This window comes from Nostoc sp. JL23 (assembly GCF_017115065.1).
Lineage (GTDB): Bacteria > Cyanobacteriota > Cyanobacteriia > Cyanobacteriales > Nostocaceae > Nostoc > Nostoc punctiforme_A.
Map to the genome: position 1 here is coordinate 44,214 of NZ_JABXKN010000135.1, position 15,045 is coordinate 59,258.

The following is a 15,045-nucleotide window of genomic DNA, read 5'->3' on the forward strand; positions in this document are numbered from 1 at the left end:
AGTCATCAAAAAATTTCCATAATTGAACTTATCTCTCTTCAAAGAATATTAATTAGGTAATTTTTAAATTTTGTTCAATCAAAAATTCGAGAGAAAACAATTCAATAAAACCAGTGCGATCGCTTGTAACGTAGAATTAATTTCCATCCAGCATTTGCTAACACCTTGACGCCCATGTTTTGCGACTACCTCATCCAAATTCTCACTGCCCGTGTATATGATGTTGCCCAGGAAACACCACTGGAGTATGCTCCAAATTTGTCTGCGCGGCTGAATAATCAACTCCTGTTGAAACGTGAGGATATGCAGTCAGTATTTTCCTTTAAACTGCGGGGTGCTTATAACAAGATGGTGCAACTGCCACCAGATATATTGGCAAAGGGTGTAATTGCAGCGTCTGCGGGGAACCATGCTCAAGGAGTCGCCCTTGCAGCCCAACGCTTGGGAACCAAAGCGATTATCGTCATGCCAGTAACCACACCCCAAGTCAAGGTGGATGCGGTGAGAATGAGGGGCGGAGTAGTGGTGTTATATGGAAATACTTACGACGATGCTTATAGTTATGCGCGTGAATTAGAAGTAGAAAAAGGATTGACTTTTATTCATCCCTTTGACGATCCCCATGTAATTGCTGGACAGGGGACAATCGGGATGGAAATTTTGCGGCAACATCAGCAACCCATCCATGCAATTTTTGTGGCAATTGGAGGCGGCGGATTAATTTCTGGGATTGGGGCTTATGTGAAACGATTGCGTCCCGAAATCAAGATTATTGGTGTTGAACCAGTTGATGCTGATGCCATGTCTCAATCGCTTAAAGCCGGGCATCGGGTGCGCTTGTCCCAAGTGGGGTTATTTGCTGATGGCGTAGCGGTGCGGGAAGTCGGTGAAGAAACCTTCCGTTTATGTCAGCAGTATGTAGATGAAATTATTTTGGTGGATACAGACGATACGTGTGCTGCGATTAAAGACGTGTTTGAGGATACGCGATCTATTTTAGAACCAGCCGGTGCATTAGCGATCGCAGCTGCCAAAGCCTACGCCGAACGAGAACAAATCGAGGGACAAACCTTAATTGCTGTCGCCTGTGGTGCAAACATGAATTTTGATCGCCTCCGCTTTGTGGCAGAACGAGCAGAGTTCGGCGAACGCCGCGAAGCGATCTTTGCAGTCACAATTCCAGAGCAACGGGGAAGTATTCGCCAGTTTTGTGAATGTATTGGCAACCGTAATCTGACCGAGTTTAATTATCGTATTGCCGACGAAAAAACAGCCCATATTTTTGTCGGTGTGCAAATTCAAAACCGTGCCGATGCTATCAAGATGGTAGAAACCTTTGAAGCTCATGGATTTGAAACCCTTGATTTAACAGACGACGAACTAACTAAACTACATCTGCGGCACATGGTGGGTGGGCACTCTCCCCTGGCTAACAATGAATTACTCTACCGTTTTGAGTTTCCCGAACGTCCCGGCGCATTGATGAAGTTTGTGACTTCCATGAATCCTGCCTGGAATATTAGTCTTTTTCACTACCGCAACAACGGCTCAGACTACGGACGAATCGTTGTCGGTATCCAGGTTCCCCCCCACGAGATGGAAGAGTGGCAAGCTTTTGTCGATCGTCTGGGCTATCGCTATTGGGATGAGAATAAGAATCCGGCGTACAAGCTGTTTTTGGGATAGGTGGGGAGAGAGGCAGAGAGGCAGGGGAGCAGAGGAGCAGAGGGGCAGGGGAGCAGAGGGGCAGTAAACAATGCCCCATGCCCCATGCCCCATGCCCCATGCCCAATGCCCAATGCCCAATTTAACGAGAACTCCCCTTCAATATCAGATTTGAGTCCCAAGTATAGAAGCCGATTTGATTAGGAACCCTAGCGAATCTGCCTGTCCGATAGCCTCTAGATAGTTCATTCAGCACCTTATTTTTGATCTCTCTAATTTGCTGAGAATCTAGTTCTCCATAAATTCCGGCGATGACTTCAGCCACGCTGAAAACTTTACCTGGATTTTGTTGTAACAGAGAGGTGAGGGCATCAATTAAGAATTGACCCTCAAAGGCTTTGAGCATCGGTACTGTTTTTGTCGGGGGAACGAAAGGCTTCTTGTTTTTGTTCTTGATATTCCTAGAAGCACCATTGCGATTATTTGGGGCTACCAAACTTAAATCCAGAGTATAACAACCTGGCTCATCGGGAATAGTTACCCAGTAATTCCTTTCTCTACCTTGGGTGAGGGAAGATTGCACTCTACCTTTAACTACTTTGAATAGATGGGAATCTAACTCTCCATAAAGCGATCGCACGATAAAATCGATATGACAAACAGTACCTATCTGTTCTTGCAATAGCTGTTTTATAGCTTCCATTCGCGAGATAGCGTGCTGATACTGAGGTAGCATCGGAATTTCCACTACCTTCGTTGAACTATCGTTGTTCTCTGGGGCGCTCTTTGAATCTGTTGATGTCGTTAGAGATTGGCTCTCTTTTGTATCAACAGTAGCAGAAAAAGAATTATTTATCTCAACTCGCTCTGAGTCTTTTCGTTCTGACTGTACAGACTCCACCAAGTTGATTTCGCCGATGTCATCAAGGGGTGATAAAAACCGCAGAGAATTTTCCCCAGAAAGATTTGAGGTTTCATCAGTCGCAGTTAATCTTGATATCTGCTTGTTGGCATCAGAAAAAGACCAGTGAGACAACAACGCTTCTACATGATCCAGCTGCGATCGCGCCTGCACAAAGAGGCGTTCATACTCTTCTGTAAGGCGAGCATAATAGTCTCGTAATTCCAACAATGGTGAGAGAAAGGTTCCCGGAGGCGGTTCTAATTGTCCATTTTGAGTCATAGGGCTTTAATCAATTTAAATCGATGTCACTTTTATAAGACATTGCTCTGGGTTTTGCCTTGTGAGATGCTGGCTGGGATTTCTTAGGCGCTTGGGGAGGGCGACATCTCTCACAATATAAAGGTCGAGGGCCGAAAGTCTCCCGTTTTGTCAGATCGTTACACTCTTTACAGACAAACTGGAAAACACGAGTATGAATCTGTCTTTTGTGCGCCCTGACAGTATATTCTCTAACATCAATGAATTTACTTGCCATAATCAGGAATTGTGAATTGCCGACGTTATCAATGTCCTATCAATATAGCTATTCAAGCAAATCAAACCGCATCAGTGTGTGTTTATGTAGAAGTTTTATTCAAATCAGTGAATTTGACATCTAGACATAAAGTGCAGATGAGCAACTTGAGAGTTAGCTATTGCCTATATCTATCAGCATATAATTGGTGATGAGCAAACACTACTACCATTCTCTAAGCGCAGGCGATTTACATTGCCCCGCTCATAAAAGTTGGTAGGAGAAAGTGCAGGATGATTTACTTCCATTACTATTCATTGGCAAATCAAGCGATCGCCAGTGTCTCTAATAGCCCATCATAAAATTACCGCACTCCTAACCCCTCTTCCTCATACTAGATGGGTAATGCTTAATGAAGCCATTTCTGTCTAAAGAACAACCGCCTCCTAAAAACAGGAGGCGGCGATCGTTGTTAATCAAAGTATGATTCCAATAAGTTTGATCCCTCTACTAGTAGTATGTCAAGTCAACTTCACGGGGTCAATAAATTCGTAGTCAGGACTTTAGTCCTTTGTTAAGCGCTCAAGCGCTGATTATTAACCCATGAATTTCAACTTGACAGACTACTGCTGACTGGGAGTAGCAGGTTGCGATTGAGGTTGTTGGCGTAAACGGCGCAAAGAGTCTCGCAATTTATTCTGGCTAGCGTTATCTCTTCGCCGCCGCCGATTTGTGGTTGCTTCTGGCTTTTGTGATGAATCGGTAGTCGCTGGCTGAATGCGGCGTAAAGACTCTCTTGTACTTCCTTGAGTACGGGTTGTTCTAGCTTCAGGTGATGAGTTTCTAGCAGGACTTTCTGCTCTTTGAGGTTCCAGTCGCCGACTAAATCCAGATATTGCTGGGCTTGATGGGGGTGTCAACTCTCTGCGCCTACGTCTTGGAGCTGCCTCTGTGGAGTTAGCAGCCGTTGTCTGCTGGGTTCTCTCTCTTTCTTGTGCTTGTCTTTGTGTTTTCCGTTCTTGAACTTGGCGATATCGCCGTGAACCTTGTAGAGCAAATTCAGTGGCGATCGATACCCCTTGTCTACCACCTTGTGCGGGTTTTAATTTCCAGTCACGCGCTTGTCTCTTGGTTTCTTCATCCAAGTCGCGGTTTCCACTAGAGCGAGCAATCCGCACATTAGTAACATTGCCTTCTGCATCAGTATCTACAGCTACTTCTACTCTGCCTTCAACTCCTCGCCGTCTTGCGGCTTCTGGATACTTGGCATTACATTCGCGGCAAGCTGCACGACCATTACCATTACCTGAACTGTTAGTTTTTGGAGGTGTTGGCCCTGTTGCTACTGTCGGACGGTTTCCTACTCCGCTACCAATTCCACTGCCAGTGCCGCTACCAATTCCACTGCCAGTGCCACTACCAATTCCACTGCCAGTGCCGCTACCAATTCCACTGCCAGTGCCAGTGCCAGTTCCACTACCAATGCCACCGCCAGTGCCAGTACCAGTACCTCCACCAGGCCCAGTACCACTGCTTGTACCTACAGCAATACCACTACCTGAGCCTAAACCAACACCAGAGCCACCGCCACCGCCACCACCACCGCCACCTGCCGAACTTGCTTTGGAATCTTCAGACGGAGCTGATTGGGGAATGGGTGCAGATTTCACAGGTACTTCTGGTAGCGATCTTGGAATAGGTGCAGATTTCACAGCAACTTCTGGCTTGATAGGAATTGCTTTTGGCGGCGTATTTATCGGCTGTGGCTTCTGAGGGACTGCTGTAATCTGTTCAAATTTTTCTACTGGTGGAGTTTCTATAGGCTGTTTTTGGACAATTTCTGGTTCTTTTTTTATTTCTTCTGGAATCTCTGCAATTGGTTTTTCTGGTTCTGCAGTTGGAGAATCCACGATCGCAACCTCTATAGGTTCTTCTTCTCCTGTGGGTACTCTCGTCAAATAATTACTTATGCCAGAAGACAGTACGCCGATATGCAGCGCCAGTGAACCTATTAGACTGTAAGTCAGAAAAGACTTGAGAGCCTCAACTTCTTTGGAACGTTGCTCGACAGTAATGCCGGAAAAGCTCATAGCTATTGCTACCTATTCTCACTAATTAAGCTATCTTAGAATGCAAGGTTACAAATATCAAGTAAACAATTCAAATTATTTGGGATAGCTTTACGGAACCCCGGACTAGCATAAACATATTTTTAAACCACCAATATCATGATTTTTGGACAAAATTAACTTTTATTGTAATTAAATTAAATTAATTTATGTAAAACAAACGAACGAGTAAATAAAAATTATGAACGTTCCATTTGAAAAAATTCTCATTATATTTTATATTTTGTTGAGAATAAGTTTCAGCTTTTCTCTAGATTCTGGTAGTCTAATTTTGTATTGTGGATGAGGTTATAGAGGCACTACATGGGAATTCAAAATTTGTTTGCAGCAGGCGGTGTGGTCATGTGGCCCCTGTTGGCGTTTTCGGTATTGGGTGTGGCACTGATCATCGAGCGGGTCAGGTTTTGGGTACGGATTAATAAGCGTCAAAGCCGTGTAGTGCGAGATGTTTTGAATCTCTACCGTCTCGATAATCTTGTCGGTGCAATGGATAAACTTCAGAAAAACGCAGATTTGCCACTCGCTCGGATTTTTCTGGCGGCTTTAGAATTAGAAGAGCCAAATCCAGAGGAATTCCGTTTGGCCTTAGAAAGTGAATCGCAAGCTGAGATACCTGTACTCAAACGTTTCCAAAACCTTTTCGAGACAATCATTAGTCTTGCTCCACTGTTGGGTCTTCTCGGCACAGTATTAGGATTGATAGCCTCCTTTGCTTCCCTAAATCTTGGTGATGTGGGAGGTAGCAAAACGACAAATGTTACGGCTGGGATTAGTGAAGCCCTGGTATCAACTGCATCAGGATTGATCGTTGCTATATTCATACTCATGTTTGCCAATACCTTCCGGGGATTGTACCAACGGCAAATTGCACTAATTCAGGAGTATGGTGGACAGCTAGAATTACTTTACCGCCGTCGCTATGAACGAGGAGAAAAAACGTATGCGTCTACCAGATGAACCAGAGCTTCCGCTACAGATCAACATCGTGCCGATGATTGACGTGATTTTTGCGATTTTGACATTTTTCATTATGTCAACTCTGTTTTTAACCCGTTCAGAAGGTTTGCCAGTAAATTTACCGAAGGCCGCCACAGCGAAACAACAGCAAGTTCCCACTAAAATTACCATTACGGTAGATGAAAAAGAACAGGTAAGCCTGAACCGTAAACCAATTGCAGTTGATGATTTAACAGCGCAAGTGCGGACTTTAGTTGGTTCTAACCCAGAAGTGTTAGTGATTATTAATGCTGATGAAAAAGTTGATTATGGTCGGGTAGTGGCGGTGATGGATCGGGTACGTCAGGTTCCGGGAGCTAAATTAGCGATCGCTACCCAAAGAGAATAAATAGATATAAGCTGTTAAGCATTTAATTTGCACATTGAGATTGCAGGGGGGCAGGGAGCAAGGGAGAGGGTTTGCAGCTTTTCTTACCATGAAAATGATGCAATTTAAATGACGATTAGCTTATTAGGCATAATGAAGTTCAAAGAGTCAGGAAAATTCTATATTCTGGCTCTTAACTCCTTCTTATCTAATAGATATCTCCAGCAATCTATTATGTGTTACCCAAAATCCTTGTTATACACAATTAATTAATTTTGCCTACCTGATTTTCACCAGATGTTTAATTCTAAAGGCAGTAACTTTTATCAAAACAGAATTCAGGAGCCAGAACCAGCGTCTTCATTCTGACTCCTGTTAGCGGTAGCGGGGCGTTTAGCCCATTCTGACTATCTGACTTCTTCTTCAATGTGTAGGTTGTTCCAAGGTTAAGTTTCAGCCGAATGCTTCCATTCTAGTATCTACAATCACGACATAATCCAAACTGACTTGATAAATTGCTAATTACACGAACAAAATAAGGCATAGCAAATTTATACAAGCAGGTAGATTATCTGATGACTATTGCAGAGTCAATTAAAAAATTCATTACATGGATACAAGGTTTTGACCATCGTGTTTTACAAAATGAAGATGATGTAAAAAAAAGGTTGATTTTGCCAATGTTTCACTATCTCTGCTATCCAGAGATATGTCATCGCGAATACTCTTTAAAAACCTATCAATCAGAAACTTACGCCAAGAATCCAGAAATTGCTCAGATTTATTTTGCAACAGATGATGTTAAAAAACAAAATACAGATACATCACTGATTTTTGTAGAAGCTATAGAACCGCAACAAACCAAGTTAAATGAGGCTATTGAGCAAGCTAGATTTTATAGTAATCATTTTAAAACACTATTTTTTATTGTCACTAATGGATATAATATCAAGGTTTTTCAGCGTCTACATTACAATCGAGAAGAATTAGTATTTGATACAAATATAGATACTTTAAAAAATAACGATTTTGCCTCAAAATTTTATAATAAACTCAATTTTGATTTAGTTAAAAACATCGATAAAAATACAATCGATATTTTGACATATACTAAATGCAACTTAATAGAAAAATTAATCACACGTGATCCAGATTTACAGTATTTTTTAGAAAAATGTGATTTTGAGCCTTCTATAACACGAGAAGGCTGCCACTTAGTCGTTGTTAAACCAAAAGTAGCGATCGCCTGTAATTTACCCCAAGCTTTTGGAGAAGGTAATTGTCAAATAGAATTCAGTAGTATTCTTTTTAAAGGTTTAAAAATTCACTTAAATCATCAAGATATTTTAGGTCAATTAATGACAGGATTACATACCCATCCAAATTGGGGTTGTCGTCGTTTTTTGAAAGAATTAGATAAAAATAATTTTACAGTATATTTGGGTCAAATAACAGTTATTTTATCAAAGTTAGAAGCAACAGACTTGTGTTTGTGTATCGATGAAGTTTGCCAAAGATATAAAAACTCAATAATCGAATTTGAGAATGCTCTAGAAACATGGGATTTTGAATTCGTAAACTTTTCAGAAGTTCGTGGTTTTATCCTTTTTTCTGTAAGACAAGAATTATGGAAGTTGATGCAGCAGTTCACTAAGGAATTTGATTATAAGAAAGGCAAGTCAGAATGGCACATATTCCATAGAGAAAATATATCAATTCGAGTGAGTCGAGGAATTCGCGATCATGCATTTATCTTCCCCAAGTTTGACAGAGATTTATCTTTATTACCTAGCAATCAAGTTAACATACTCTACGAACTAAATGATATTAATTTACAATCTATTGAAACAGCTAAATTTAGCTTATGGCAGCAAGATATTGGAGTACGAGGAACTTGGACAGCTAAATATACCAAACAGTGGTTATTAGATAAATATATTCCTCAAGTGATTAAATACTACTCAAACAAATCTCAATTATCTGAATCTGAATTGCTAGCAAAAATAACAAATTATAGAAGTGAAAGTGCGCCGATTAAAGAAGTTGATAATATTAGAGATTTAGTACCTTATCTTCGTGATATCCAATCTTGGTTACATATCTATGTGGAAAATATTGCAGCTTCACTATTGAAACCATATTACCAAGCCTATACAAATTTAGTGCGTAATACGGATTCTTCCATAATAGGCATAGATTATATTTTCGGAAATTTACGGAGAGTTGAGTGGAAAAATACGCCAGAAAAAAATTATAGCAATTCCGCAGACTGGAAAAACTTGACTTTTAAATATGCTATAGATTGCTTAGATCGGCAAGTAGTAAGAATAAATAATAGTGAATACGAGAATAGTTTCAAGGCAGATTTAATCACTCGCATATTTATTTGGATTATAGAAAATGGAAAAATCTCTTTTTCACAAGCTCAGTTAAATGCTGCTAAACAGGCTTTAATACCACTTTGGGAACAAAGTCGCTTTGAAATGCGTTATATCTATCCTAATCAATAAAACTACATAATCTGCTGTAAATCCAACACAAACCCAGGAAGTACATTTTCTCCAGATAAACTAGCAGGATTGTCTAATATCTCTACATCTTTACCTGGACGATAAATTTCCACTCGCTTGTTTTTCCGGTCAATTAACCAGCCTAATTGAGTGCCATTTTCGATATACTCCTGCATTTTCTCTTGCAATTCTTTCAAGGAATCAGTACGAGAACGCAACTCTACTACAAAATCAGGACAAATTGGGGCAAATTTTTCTTGTTGTTCTGGAGTTAAAGCATTCCATCGCTCAATTTTCACCCAAGAAACATCAGGAGAACGTTCTGCACCATTAGATAGAGTGAAACCAGTTGAAGAGTCAAAACCTTTGCCTAATTTAGTTTGTTTATTCCAGATTCCTAATTCAACAACCATATCAAAGTTACGGTTGCCAGTATCACTACCTGTAGGTGGCATAATTAATAATTCCCCTGATGCTGTGCGCTCAAATCGATAATCGCGGTTTTTCTGACACATCTGGAAAAATTGCTCATCAGTCAAGTCAATTTTCAATTTGAGTGTAGAAGGTAAGGCAACTGTAGTAGCGTTCATAGACTTATCACGACATCTTACTTTCTAGTTTAGTGGTGTGGTAAATTTTATTTCGTTCTCAGTGCTTCTTAATCAAGAAAGCTACATAATCTGCTGTAAATTTAATACAAATCCAGGAAGTACATTTTCTCCAGATAAACTAGTAGGATTGTCTAATATCTCTACATCTTTACCTGGACGATAAATTTCCACTCGCTTGTTTTTCCGGTCAATTAACCAGCCTAATTGAGTGCCATTTTCGATATACTCCTGCATTTTCTCTTGCAATTCTTTCAAGGAATCAGTACGAGAACGCAACTCTACTACAAAATCAGGACAAATCGGGGCAAATTTTTCTTGTTGTTCTGGGGTTAAAGCATTCCACCGCTCAATTTTCACCCAAGAAGCATCAGGAGAACGTTCTGCACCATTAGGTAGGGTGAAGCCAGTTGAAGAGTCAAAAACTTCGCCTAAATTAGTCTCAGAGTTCCAAATATCTAATTGAGTGGTGATTTTAACATTACGTCTGCCAGTGTCACTACCTGTAGGTGGCATAATTAATATTTCCCCTGATGCTGTGCGCTCAAATCTATAATTACTATTTTTCTGACACATTTGGAAAAATTGCTCATCAGTCAAGTCAATTTTCAATTTGAGTGTAGAAGAGAAAGTGGTTGTCGTAGCGTTCATAGGCTATTGTGAGCATCTTACTTTCTAAGTGCTGTGTGGGGTGCGTAGGCGTAGCCCGTCGTAGACATCGCATGATGAGATAATGAAGTGCGATCGCACTTTACCTATTAAATAAATTTGTCTACCCATTTGGTGCAGCTTTACCGAGATATATTTGCTTGGAACCCTTGGGAATGTAAATCCAGCCAAGGCTTTGTAAGCGGTTAGTTAAATTAGATATTGTGATACCAAGCTCTTCTCTCATTGCATAAAGATGATTCCAATTAGTTAAATCACGTCCTCTTTGTACTTCTTCTAGTTTAAAAAGTGGCATGAGAAAGCAACTTGCAAAATACTGAGCTTGCCATTCAATTCCTTGCTGAGTACTAACGCTCCGGCATAAAAATGGTTCTACAGTTTTTTCAATACCCATTTCTTGGAGTTCTGAAAATCTAGAAACCTCGTTTCGATCTATATGAAGTACCCAGTGTCCAATTTCATGAGCGATTGATGACTCTTCAAATCCTTGAGGTAGGGCACGATGATTTTCATTCATTATAATCTTACGCTCGGTGGGTAAAATCATAGCTGCGATCGCTCCATACTCATCAGCAGGTATTTCCCCACAATCCATATCCAATCCTAGAGCTTCCGCCATATAACCAGCATCAATTGGCCATTTTAGAGGAAGTCGGCGCTTTGCTTGCACATACATGAGAACGTCTGTGGCTCGACGCTCAATGTCATGTTTGGGAATGAAGCGATACGGCTTAATAACTTTTAATTCTGATTGATCTTTGGAAATAAAGGAATGCTGTTTGCTCACCGTTAACTCTACTTCTCCTCACCTTCTGATTTTGTTGTTTCCCTCAGTAATTTGTGAGCGAAGTCAGGCTCATCCCTCATTCGGCGTAATAAAGCAGGCATTTGCTTATACTTCTTGACCAAATCCTCAAAAACTTTTGTGTCATCAGGTGTAATTCGACCAGCAAGGTGCCTTAGCTCTTCTTCATTCAAATTTAGGTGAAGGGCTAATTTATGAATGACATCCTCACTAGGAGGATACCCAGCATGATCGTTCTCTAGTTTGGATAGGTAGGTGTAATCTACACCTATCAATTTAGCCATTTCACGCTGACTGAGTTCCTTTTCCTTGCGGGCTGTACGAATAATATGGCCAAAAGTTCTACTCACTTCAGTGTTCCCAAAATTTCCTGAGCTATCTTGACAAAGTTGATTAAGTTGGTCAACATGGTCATTATGTGCAATAATCTCAGTATAACTCATCGCATAACCTGTGCGATCGCAAATTATCAGTTTTTTTGAGATTTAAATTATACATACCTAGAACAGGAGTACTCAATTTTATGAAACAACAAGCTGTAACTTCTGAACAATTATGTTTTTCCGTCGGTAGACCTCTAGCAGTTCTGCTTGAAGAAATTCAAAAATCAAGCCGCAATCCACAACTCATAAAGGCTGCGGAACAGATGCTAGAAGGCTTACATACCTTGGAAATCGCCACCGAGATTGATGTATATACAGCAATCTACGAAATCCTAACCAAGTAAGATTTTTTTCTCTGCTAAATTCTGGGGTTTGACATCAATGAGCCAAAATTGGCTACCATTTGCCAGTTACAACCTATGGTTGCAGTATTCTCCACCCATAGGGAAAGAACACTTACACTGTGACATGAAACGAGGCTTTACAAAAGCGCGATCGCGAGAACCTGCGGTTGCAGTAATCTTGGCAAGTGATAGCACTCCTGTGCGAATTGGATTACTAGCACAAAAGGGAGTTTATGAGTTTCATGAAAACTCCCCGATGTTACATCAGGAAGACGCTATAGAACAAATGATAGAGATTCTGGAATTGCGGAAAGAGTCAGATTTGGTTCAGCAGCGAGTACTTCAGATACTGACAAACTACCAGCAAAATCCAATTCTTGCTGAGAAGAAAATTATTCAACTTAGCCGAGGTGATGAGGGTTTTCCAGAACCAATTCTGATTAAACAGGGTAATCAATCTTTTAACTTCTTTGCTGCGATTGACTGCATTTTTGCCGAAGAAGATGATACTTTGCACATTTTAGATTTCAAAACTGGCCACTCTGATTTTGATCGGCGACAAGGGTACATTTATTTACTAGCTGCTAGTTACCGATACCCCCAGCAAAAAGCAGTAGCGTCTTTTTATAACTTAGAAACTGGTAAGTGGTCAGAACCTATCAGCGCAACACCTAACACTCTTAAGGCTTTTCAGATAGAACTTGCTCTAATAGCTCAACGACATCAAGAAGAATTGAGACGCTATCGTAACAATTCTGCTGATTTCAGTCAAATATTTCCCCAAAATCCGGGTGTAAGTTGTCGCTACTGTCCGTTTAACTCAATTTGTGAATTTACTATATCAGAGGTTTCTACATGACTGCTGGTGTGCTTCAATCCCCCTTAAAAACTAATATATCACCAATATTTTTGGCAGAAATATTTTTACTAAATATTCCTCAACCTAACTTAATCTGCTTTCGACTGACTCCCAGAGTAGATACTGAAATAGGAAATCGTTTAAGTTGGCGCTTCAGTCAGAAATTTCCTGATATTATAGTCATTTTTGCAGATGGTAATTTCTGGGTTTTAGCTAAACCGGATCAACCAATGCCAACTTTAGATGAATTGCGAAAAGCGTTAACAGAAATTCAAGAGGAATTGAAAAAAGATATTGGCGATCGCTATTATTCAATTCAGTGGGTAAGCCAACCACAGATATCTGCTGATATTCTTTCTGAACTAGCTATAAGAATATTAAAAATTAGACGACCATTTTCATATTTTAGTATTCCATTTAACAAAATTGAAGTTAGACGAGAAGCAAAATTTTGGGCAGAAGCAATTGAAATTAAAAATATTTCACACCCAGCTATTGCTATAACCATTCGCAGTTCTTTTGTATTCAAAGGAAAATTGTCTGATTTTTACGAGAATCATCCTTATAGACAAAATCCAAGAGATTTATTAATTGGTTTAAATGTTCGAGATATTGAAAAGAATAGTTCAGCTACTATTGTAGATATTGAAGGAACTATTGGTGAGCGTGAAGAAGAATTACTCAACTATAAGCCTGCATCAACCAGTGAAATCGCTATTCGTGAAGCACCGAGAGATCAACCTGTTGTACTTGTGCAATTTGGTAAGAATAAAAAACGATATCCTTATGCAATGGCCGCTCTTATTCCCTGTATCACAGAGGATACTGCCAAAAAATTTGATGTAAACTATGGGGATTTACTCAAAGAAGCTAAGATTCCTTATCAAGAGCGGCAAAATAGTTTGGCTTCATACAAAAAAGAAGCTGCGCTAGCTTTAAGTATTTATGGATTTGTGTTATCGGAAACCTGTATTAATAGTAGAAAGAGCGGTAATTGCTCTGAATTATTCTTGCCACTAAAATTTAAGCTTGAAGATACTCAACTTCTATTTGGAAAGGAAAAATCTGTTCAAAATTTTATTAGTAGGAGAGGAGATGTCCTTAAAGGACTATCACAAGGAGGCGTTTATCGTCGTCAAGCTCAATATGAAGATAAAGCAACACCGATTCGTATTACAGCTTTGAAACTTTGTGATTTGAAAGCAGATCCTTTTATTAGGGAAGTTCAGAAACGCCTAAAATACTATGGGTTTGAAAGCATAATTGTTCATCGAGTTGGTGTATCAGTAAGTAGCTCAAGTGTGTCTGATGATAGAGAAAAAGTTGAGCAAGCTATTAATGATTTAATGGCAATTCCTACTGACATTGTTTTGACATTTTTACCTCAGAGCGATCGCCATGCTGATAATACTGATGATGGTAGCTTTTATTCATTTATTTCTTCACGCTTACTCCGGCGAGAAATTGCTAGTCAAGTAATTTATGAAGAGACATTAAAAAATACCAGTAATTATGGAAATATCCTTCATCAGGTAATTCCAGGAATTCTCGCAAAATTAGGAAATTTACCCTTTATTTTAGCTGAACCTTTAGAAATAGCTGATTACTTCATTGGCTTTGATGTTTCCCGAATTTCTAAAAAGAAAGGAATTGGAAGTAGAAATGTCTGTGCGAGTGTGCGTCTCTATGACAAGCGAGGGGAGTTTATTCGTTACCGACTGGAAGATGCTTTAACCGAGGGGGAAACAATTGATAAAAGAACACTAGAGAGGTTTCTACCATCTGCTGAATTAAGACAAAAAACAGTACTAATTTACCGTGATGGACGTTTTTGTGGTGATGAAATAAAAAATTTAAGAGAAAGAGCAAAAGTTATTGGTTCAAAGTTTATTTTGGTAGAGTGTGTAAAATCTCAGATTCCACGACTATATAAATTTCAGCAGTCTGTAGTGACAGCACCAACTAAAGGGCTAGCTCTTCGCTTATCCCCGTATGAAGTAATTTTAGTCACTACTGAAGTTAAGTCTGAGAAAATGGGTTTACCTTATCCTTTGCGTTTAAAGGTTATTCCCGATGCTGAACATGAACAGCAAGTATCAATTGAAAGTTTAATAGAAGCTACACTTAAACTAACATTGCTACATCACGGGGCGTTGAAAGAACCTCGCTTACCCGTTCCATTATACGGTTCTGACAAAATAGCTTATCGGCGCTTACAAGGAATTGCTCCAGGTACAGTGGAAGGCGATCGCCAGTTTTGGCTGTAAAATTAACATCAACGCTACAGACATTCTGCATCCAATCAAAATCTGACTTTTCGGAGGAGCGATC

General features: G+C 39.9%; 14 protein-coding genes. 7 read left to right on the forward strand and 7 right to left on the reverse strand.

Annotated elements, in window-relative coordinates; all coding sequences use genetic code 11:
• Positions 1 to 174 precede the first annotated feature (174 nt).
• A complete protein-coding gene (ilvA, locus tag HWQ42_RS28890) occupies positions 175 to 1,686 on the forward strand; it encodes a threonine ammonia-lyase, biosynthetic (RefSeq protein WP_292817953.1) in 1,512 nt (503 codons plus the stop codon).
• A gap of 121 nt (positions 1,687 to 1,807) precedes the next feature.
• Here ilvA and HWQ42_RS28895 read toward each other — a convergent pair whose 3' ends face one another.
• From HWQ42_RS28895 to HWQ42_RS28905, 3 genes are all read right to left on the reverse strand, one after another.
• Positions 1,808 to 2,848: a hypothetical protein gene (locus tag HWQ42_RS28895; protein ID WP_292817955.1), complete on the reverse strand. Its 1,041-nt coding sequence runs from the start codon at positions 2,846 to 2,848 to the stop codon at positions 1,808 to 1,810.
• Positions 2,849 to 2,858: 10 nt separating this feature from the next.
• Positions 2,859 to 3,104: a hypothetical protein gene (locus HWQ42_RS28900; protein ID WP_094352238.1), complete on the reverse strand. Its 246-nt coding sequence runs from the start codon at positions 3,102 to 3,104 to the stop codon at positions 2,859 to 2,861.
• Between the two features lie 602 nt (positions 3,105 to 3,706).
• The gene (locus HWQ42_RS28905; RefSeq protein ID WP_292817957.1) at positions 3,707 to 5,173 is read right to left on the reverse strand and encodes an energy transducer TonB; all 1,467 of its coding nucleotides are present in this window, start codon (positions 5,171 to 5,173) and stop codon (positions 3,707 to 3,709) included.
• A 342-nt stretch (positions 5,174 to 5,515) separates the two neighbouring features.
• Here HWQ42_RS28905 and HWQ42_RS28910 point away from each other — a divergent pair, with 342 nt between their 5' ends.
• The 3 genes from HWQ42_RS28910 to HWQ42_RS28920 all read left to right on the forward strand — a co-directional run bounded on the left by HWQ42_RS28910 (position 5,516) and on the right by HWQ42_RS28920 (position 9,046).
• Entirely contained in the window at positions 5,516 to 6,169 is a 654-nt protein-coding gene (locus HWQ42_RS28910; protein ID WP_292817959.1) for a MotA/TolQ/ExbB proton channel family protein, read from the forward strand.
• Positions 6,153 to 6,557 carry a biopolymer transporter ExbD gene (locus tag HWQ42_RS28915; RefSeq protein ID WP_094352241.1) on the forward strand — a complete coding sequence of 135 codons (405 nt, stop codon included), beginning with the start codon at positions 6,153 to 6,155 and terminating at the stop codon, positions 6,555 to 6,557. The genes HWQ42_RS28910 and HWQ42_RS28915 overlap by 17 nt, the downstream gene beginning before the upstream one ends.
• Before the next feature lie 554 nt (positions 6,558 to 7,111).
• Positions 7,112 to 9,046: a type I restriction enzyme HsdR N-terminal domain-containing protein gene (locus tag HWQ42_RS28920; protein ID WP_292817961.1), complete on the forward strand. Its 1,935-nt coding sequence runs from the start codon at positions 7,112 to 7,114 to the stop codon at positions 9,044 to 9,046.
• Between the two features lie 2 nt (positions 9,047 to 9,048).
• On the opposite strand, the gene HWQ42_RS28925 is transcribed toward HWQ42_RS28920, so the two are convergent.
• The 4 genes from HWQ42_RS28925 to HWQ42_RS28940 all read right to left on the reverse strand — a co-directional run bounded on the left by HWQ42_RS28925 (position 9,049) and on the right by HWQ42_RS28940 (position 11,571).
• Positions 9,049 to 9,636: a Uma2 family endonuclease gene (locus HWQ42_RS28925; RefSeq protein ID WP_292817963.1), complete on the reverse strand. Its 588-nt coding sequence runs from the start codon at positions 9,634 to 9,636 to the stop codon at positions 9,049 to 9,051.
• Positions 9,637 to 9,717: 81 nt separating this feature from the next.
• Positions 9,718 to 10,305 (reverse strand): Uma2 family endonuclease, encoded by a 588-nt coding sequence (locus HWQ42_RS28930; RefSeq protein ID WP_292817965.1) that lies wholly within the window; start codon positions 10,303 to 10,305, stop codon positions 9,718 to 9,720.
• Positions 10,306 to 10,426: 121 nt separating this feature from the next.
• Positions 10,427 to 11,110, reverse strand: coding sequence for an ImmA/IrrE family metallo-endopeptidase (locus tag HWQ42_RS28935; protein WP_292817967.1), 684 nt, complete (start codon positions 11,108 to 11,110; stop codon positions 10,427 to 10,429).
• Between the two features lie 8 nt (positions 11,111 to 11,118).
• Positions 11,119 to 11,571 carry a helix-turn-helix transcriptional regulator gene (locus HWQ42_RS28940; RefSeq protein ID WP_292817969.1) on the reverse strand — a complete coding sequence of 151 codons (453 nt, stop codon included), beginning with the start codon at positions 11,569 to 11,571 and terminating at the stop codon, positions 11,119 to 11,121.
• 80 nt (positions 11,572 to 11,651) lie between these two features.
• Between HWQ42_RS28940 and HWQ42_RS28945 the strand changes: the two genes are divergently transcribed.
• The 3 genes from HWQ42_RS28945 (at position 11,652) to HWQ42_RS28955 (ending at position 14,981) form a co-directional block, all read left to right on the forward strand.
• Positions 11,652 to 11,855 (forward strand): hypothetical protein, encoded by a 204-nt coding sequence (locus tag HWQ42_RS28945; protein WP_292817971.1) that lies wholly within the window; start codon positions 11,652 to 11,654, stop codon positions 11,853 to 11,855.
• A 37-nt stretch (positions 11,856 to 11,892) separates the two neighbouring features.
• The gene (locus tag HWQ42_RS28950) at positions 11,893 to 12,714 is read left to right on the forward strand and encodes a PD-(D/E)XK nuclease family protein (protein ID WP_292817973.1); all 822 of its coding nucleotides are present in this window, start codon (positions 11,893 to 11,895) and stop codon (positions 12,712 to 12,714) included.
• A gap of 230 nt (positions 12,715 to 12,944) precedes the next feature.
• Positions 12,945 to 14,981: a Piwi domain-containing protein gene (locus tag HWQ42_RS28955; RefSeq protein WP_292817976.1), complete on the forward strand. Its 2,037-nt coding sequence runs from the start codon at positions 12,945 to 12,947 to the stop codon at positions 14,979 to 14,981.
• Positions 14,982 to 15,045 lie beyond the last annotated feature (64 nt).

Excerpts from the sequence above, each read along its gene's own strand:
- ilvA (WP_292817953.1), top strand. The coding sequence starts at position 175 with ATGTTTTGCGACTACCTCATCCAAATTCTCACTGCCCGTGTATATGAT.
- HWQ42_RS28895 (WP_292817955.1), bottom strand. The coding sequence starts at position 2,848 with ATGACTCAAAATGGACAATTAGAACCGCCTCCGGGAACCTTTCTCTCA.
- HWQ42_RS28900 (WP_094352238.1), bottom strand. The coding sequence starts at position 3,104 with ATGGCAAGTAAATTCATTGATGTTAGAGAATATACTGTCAGGGCGCAC.
- HWQ42_RS28905 (WP_292817957.1), bottom strand. The coding sequence starts at position 5,173 with ATGAGCTTTTCCGGCATTACTGTCGAGCAACGTTCCAAAGAAGTTGAG.
- HWQ42_RS28910 (WP_292817959.1), top strand. The coding sequence starts at position 5,516 with ATGGGAATTCAAAATTTGTTTGCAGCAGGCGGTGTGGTCATGTGGCCC.
- HWQ42_RS28915 (WP_094352241.1), top strand. The coding sequence starts at position 6,153 with ATGCGTCTACCAGATGAACCAGAGCTTCCGCTACAGATCAACATCGTG.
- HWQ42_RS28920 (WP_292817961.1), top strand. The coding sequence starts at position 7,112 with ATGACTATTGCAGAGTCAATTAAAAAATTCATTACATGGATACAAGGT.
- HWQ42_RS28925 (WP_292817963.1), bottom strand. The coding sequence starts at position 9,636 with ATGAACGCTACTACAGTTGCCTTACCTTCTACACTCAAATTGAAAATT.
- HWQ42_RS28930 (WP_292817965.1), bottom strand. The coding sequence starts at position 10,305 with ATGAACGCTACGACAACCACTTTCTCTTCTACACTCAAATTGAAAATT.
- HWQ42_RS28940 (WP_292817969.1), bottom strand. The coding sequence starts at position 11,571 with ATGAGTTATACTGAGATTATTGCACATAATGACCATGTTGACCAACTT.
- HWQ42_RS28945 (WP_292817971.1), top strand. The coding sequence starts at position 11,652 with ATGAAACAACAAGCTGTAACTTCTGAACAATTATGTTTTTCCGTCGGT.
- HWQ42_RS28950 (WP_292817973.1), top strand. The coding sequence starts at position 11,893 with ATGAGCCAAAATTGGCTACCATTTGCCAGTTACAACCTATGGTTGCAG.
- HWQ42_RS28955 (WP_292817976.1), top strand. The coding sequence starts at position 12,945 with ATGCCAACTTTAGATGAATTGCGAAAAGCGTTAACAGAAATTCAAGAG.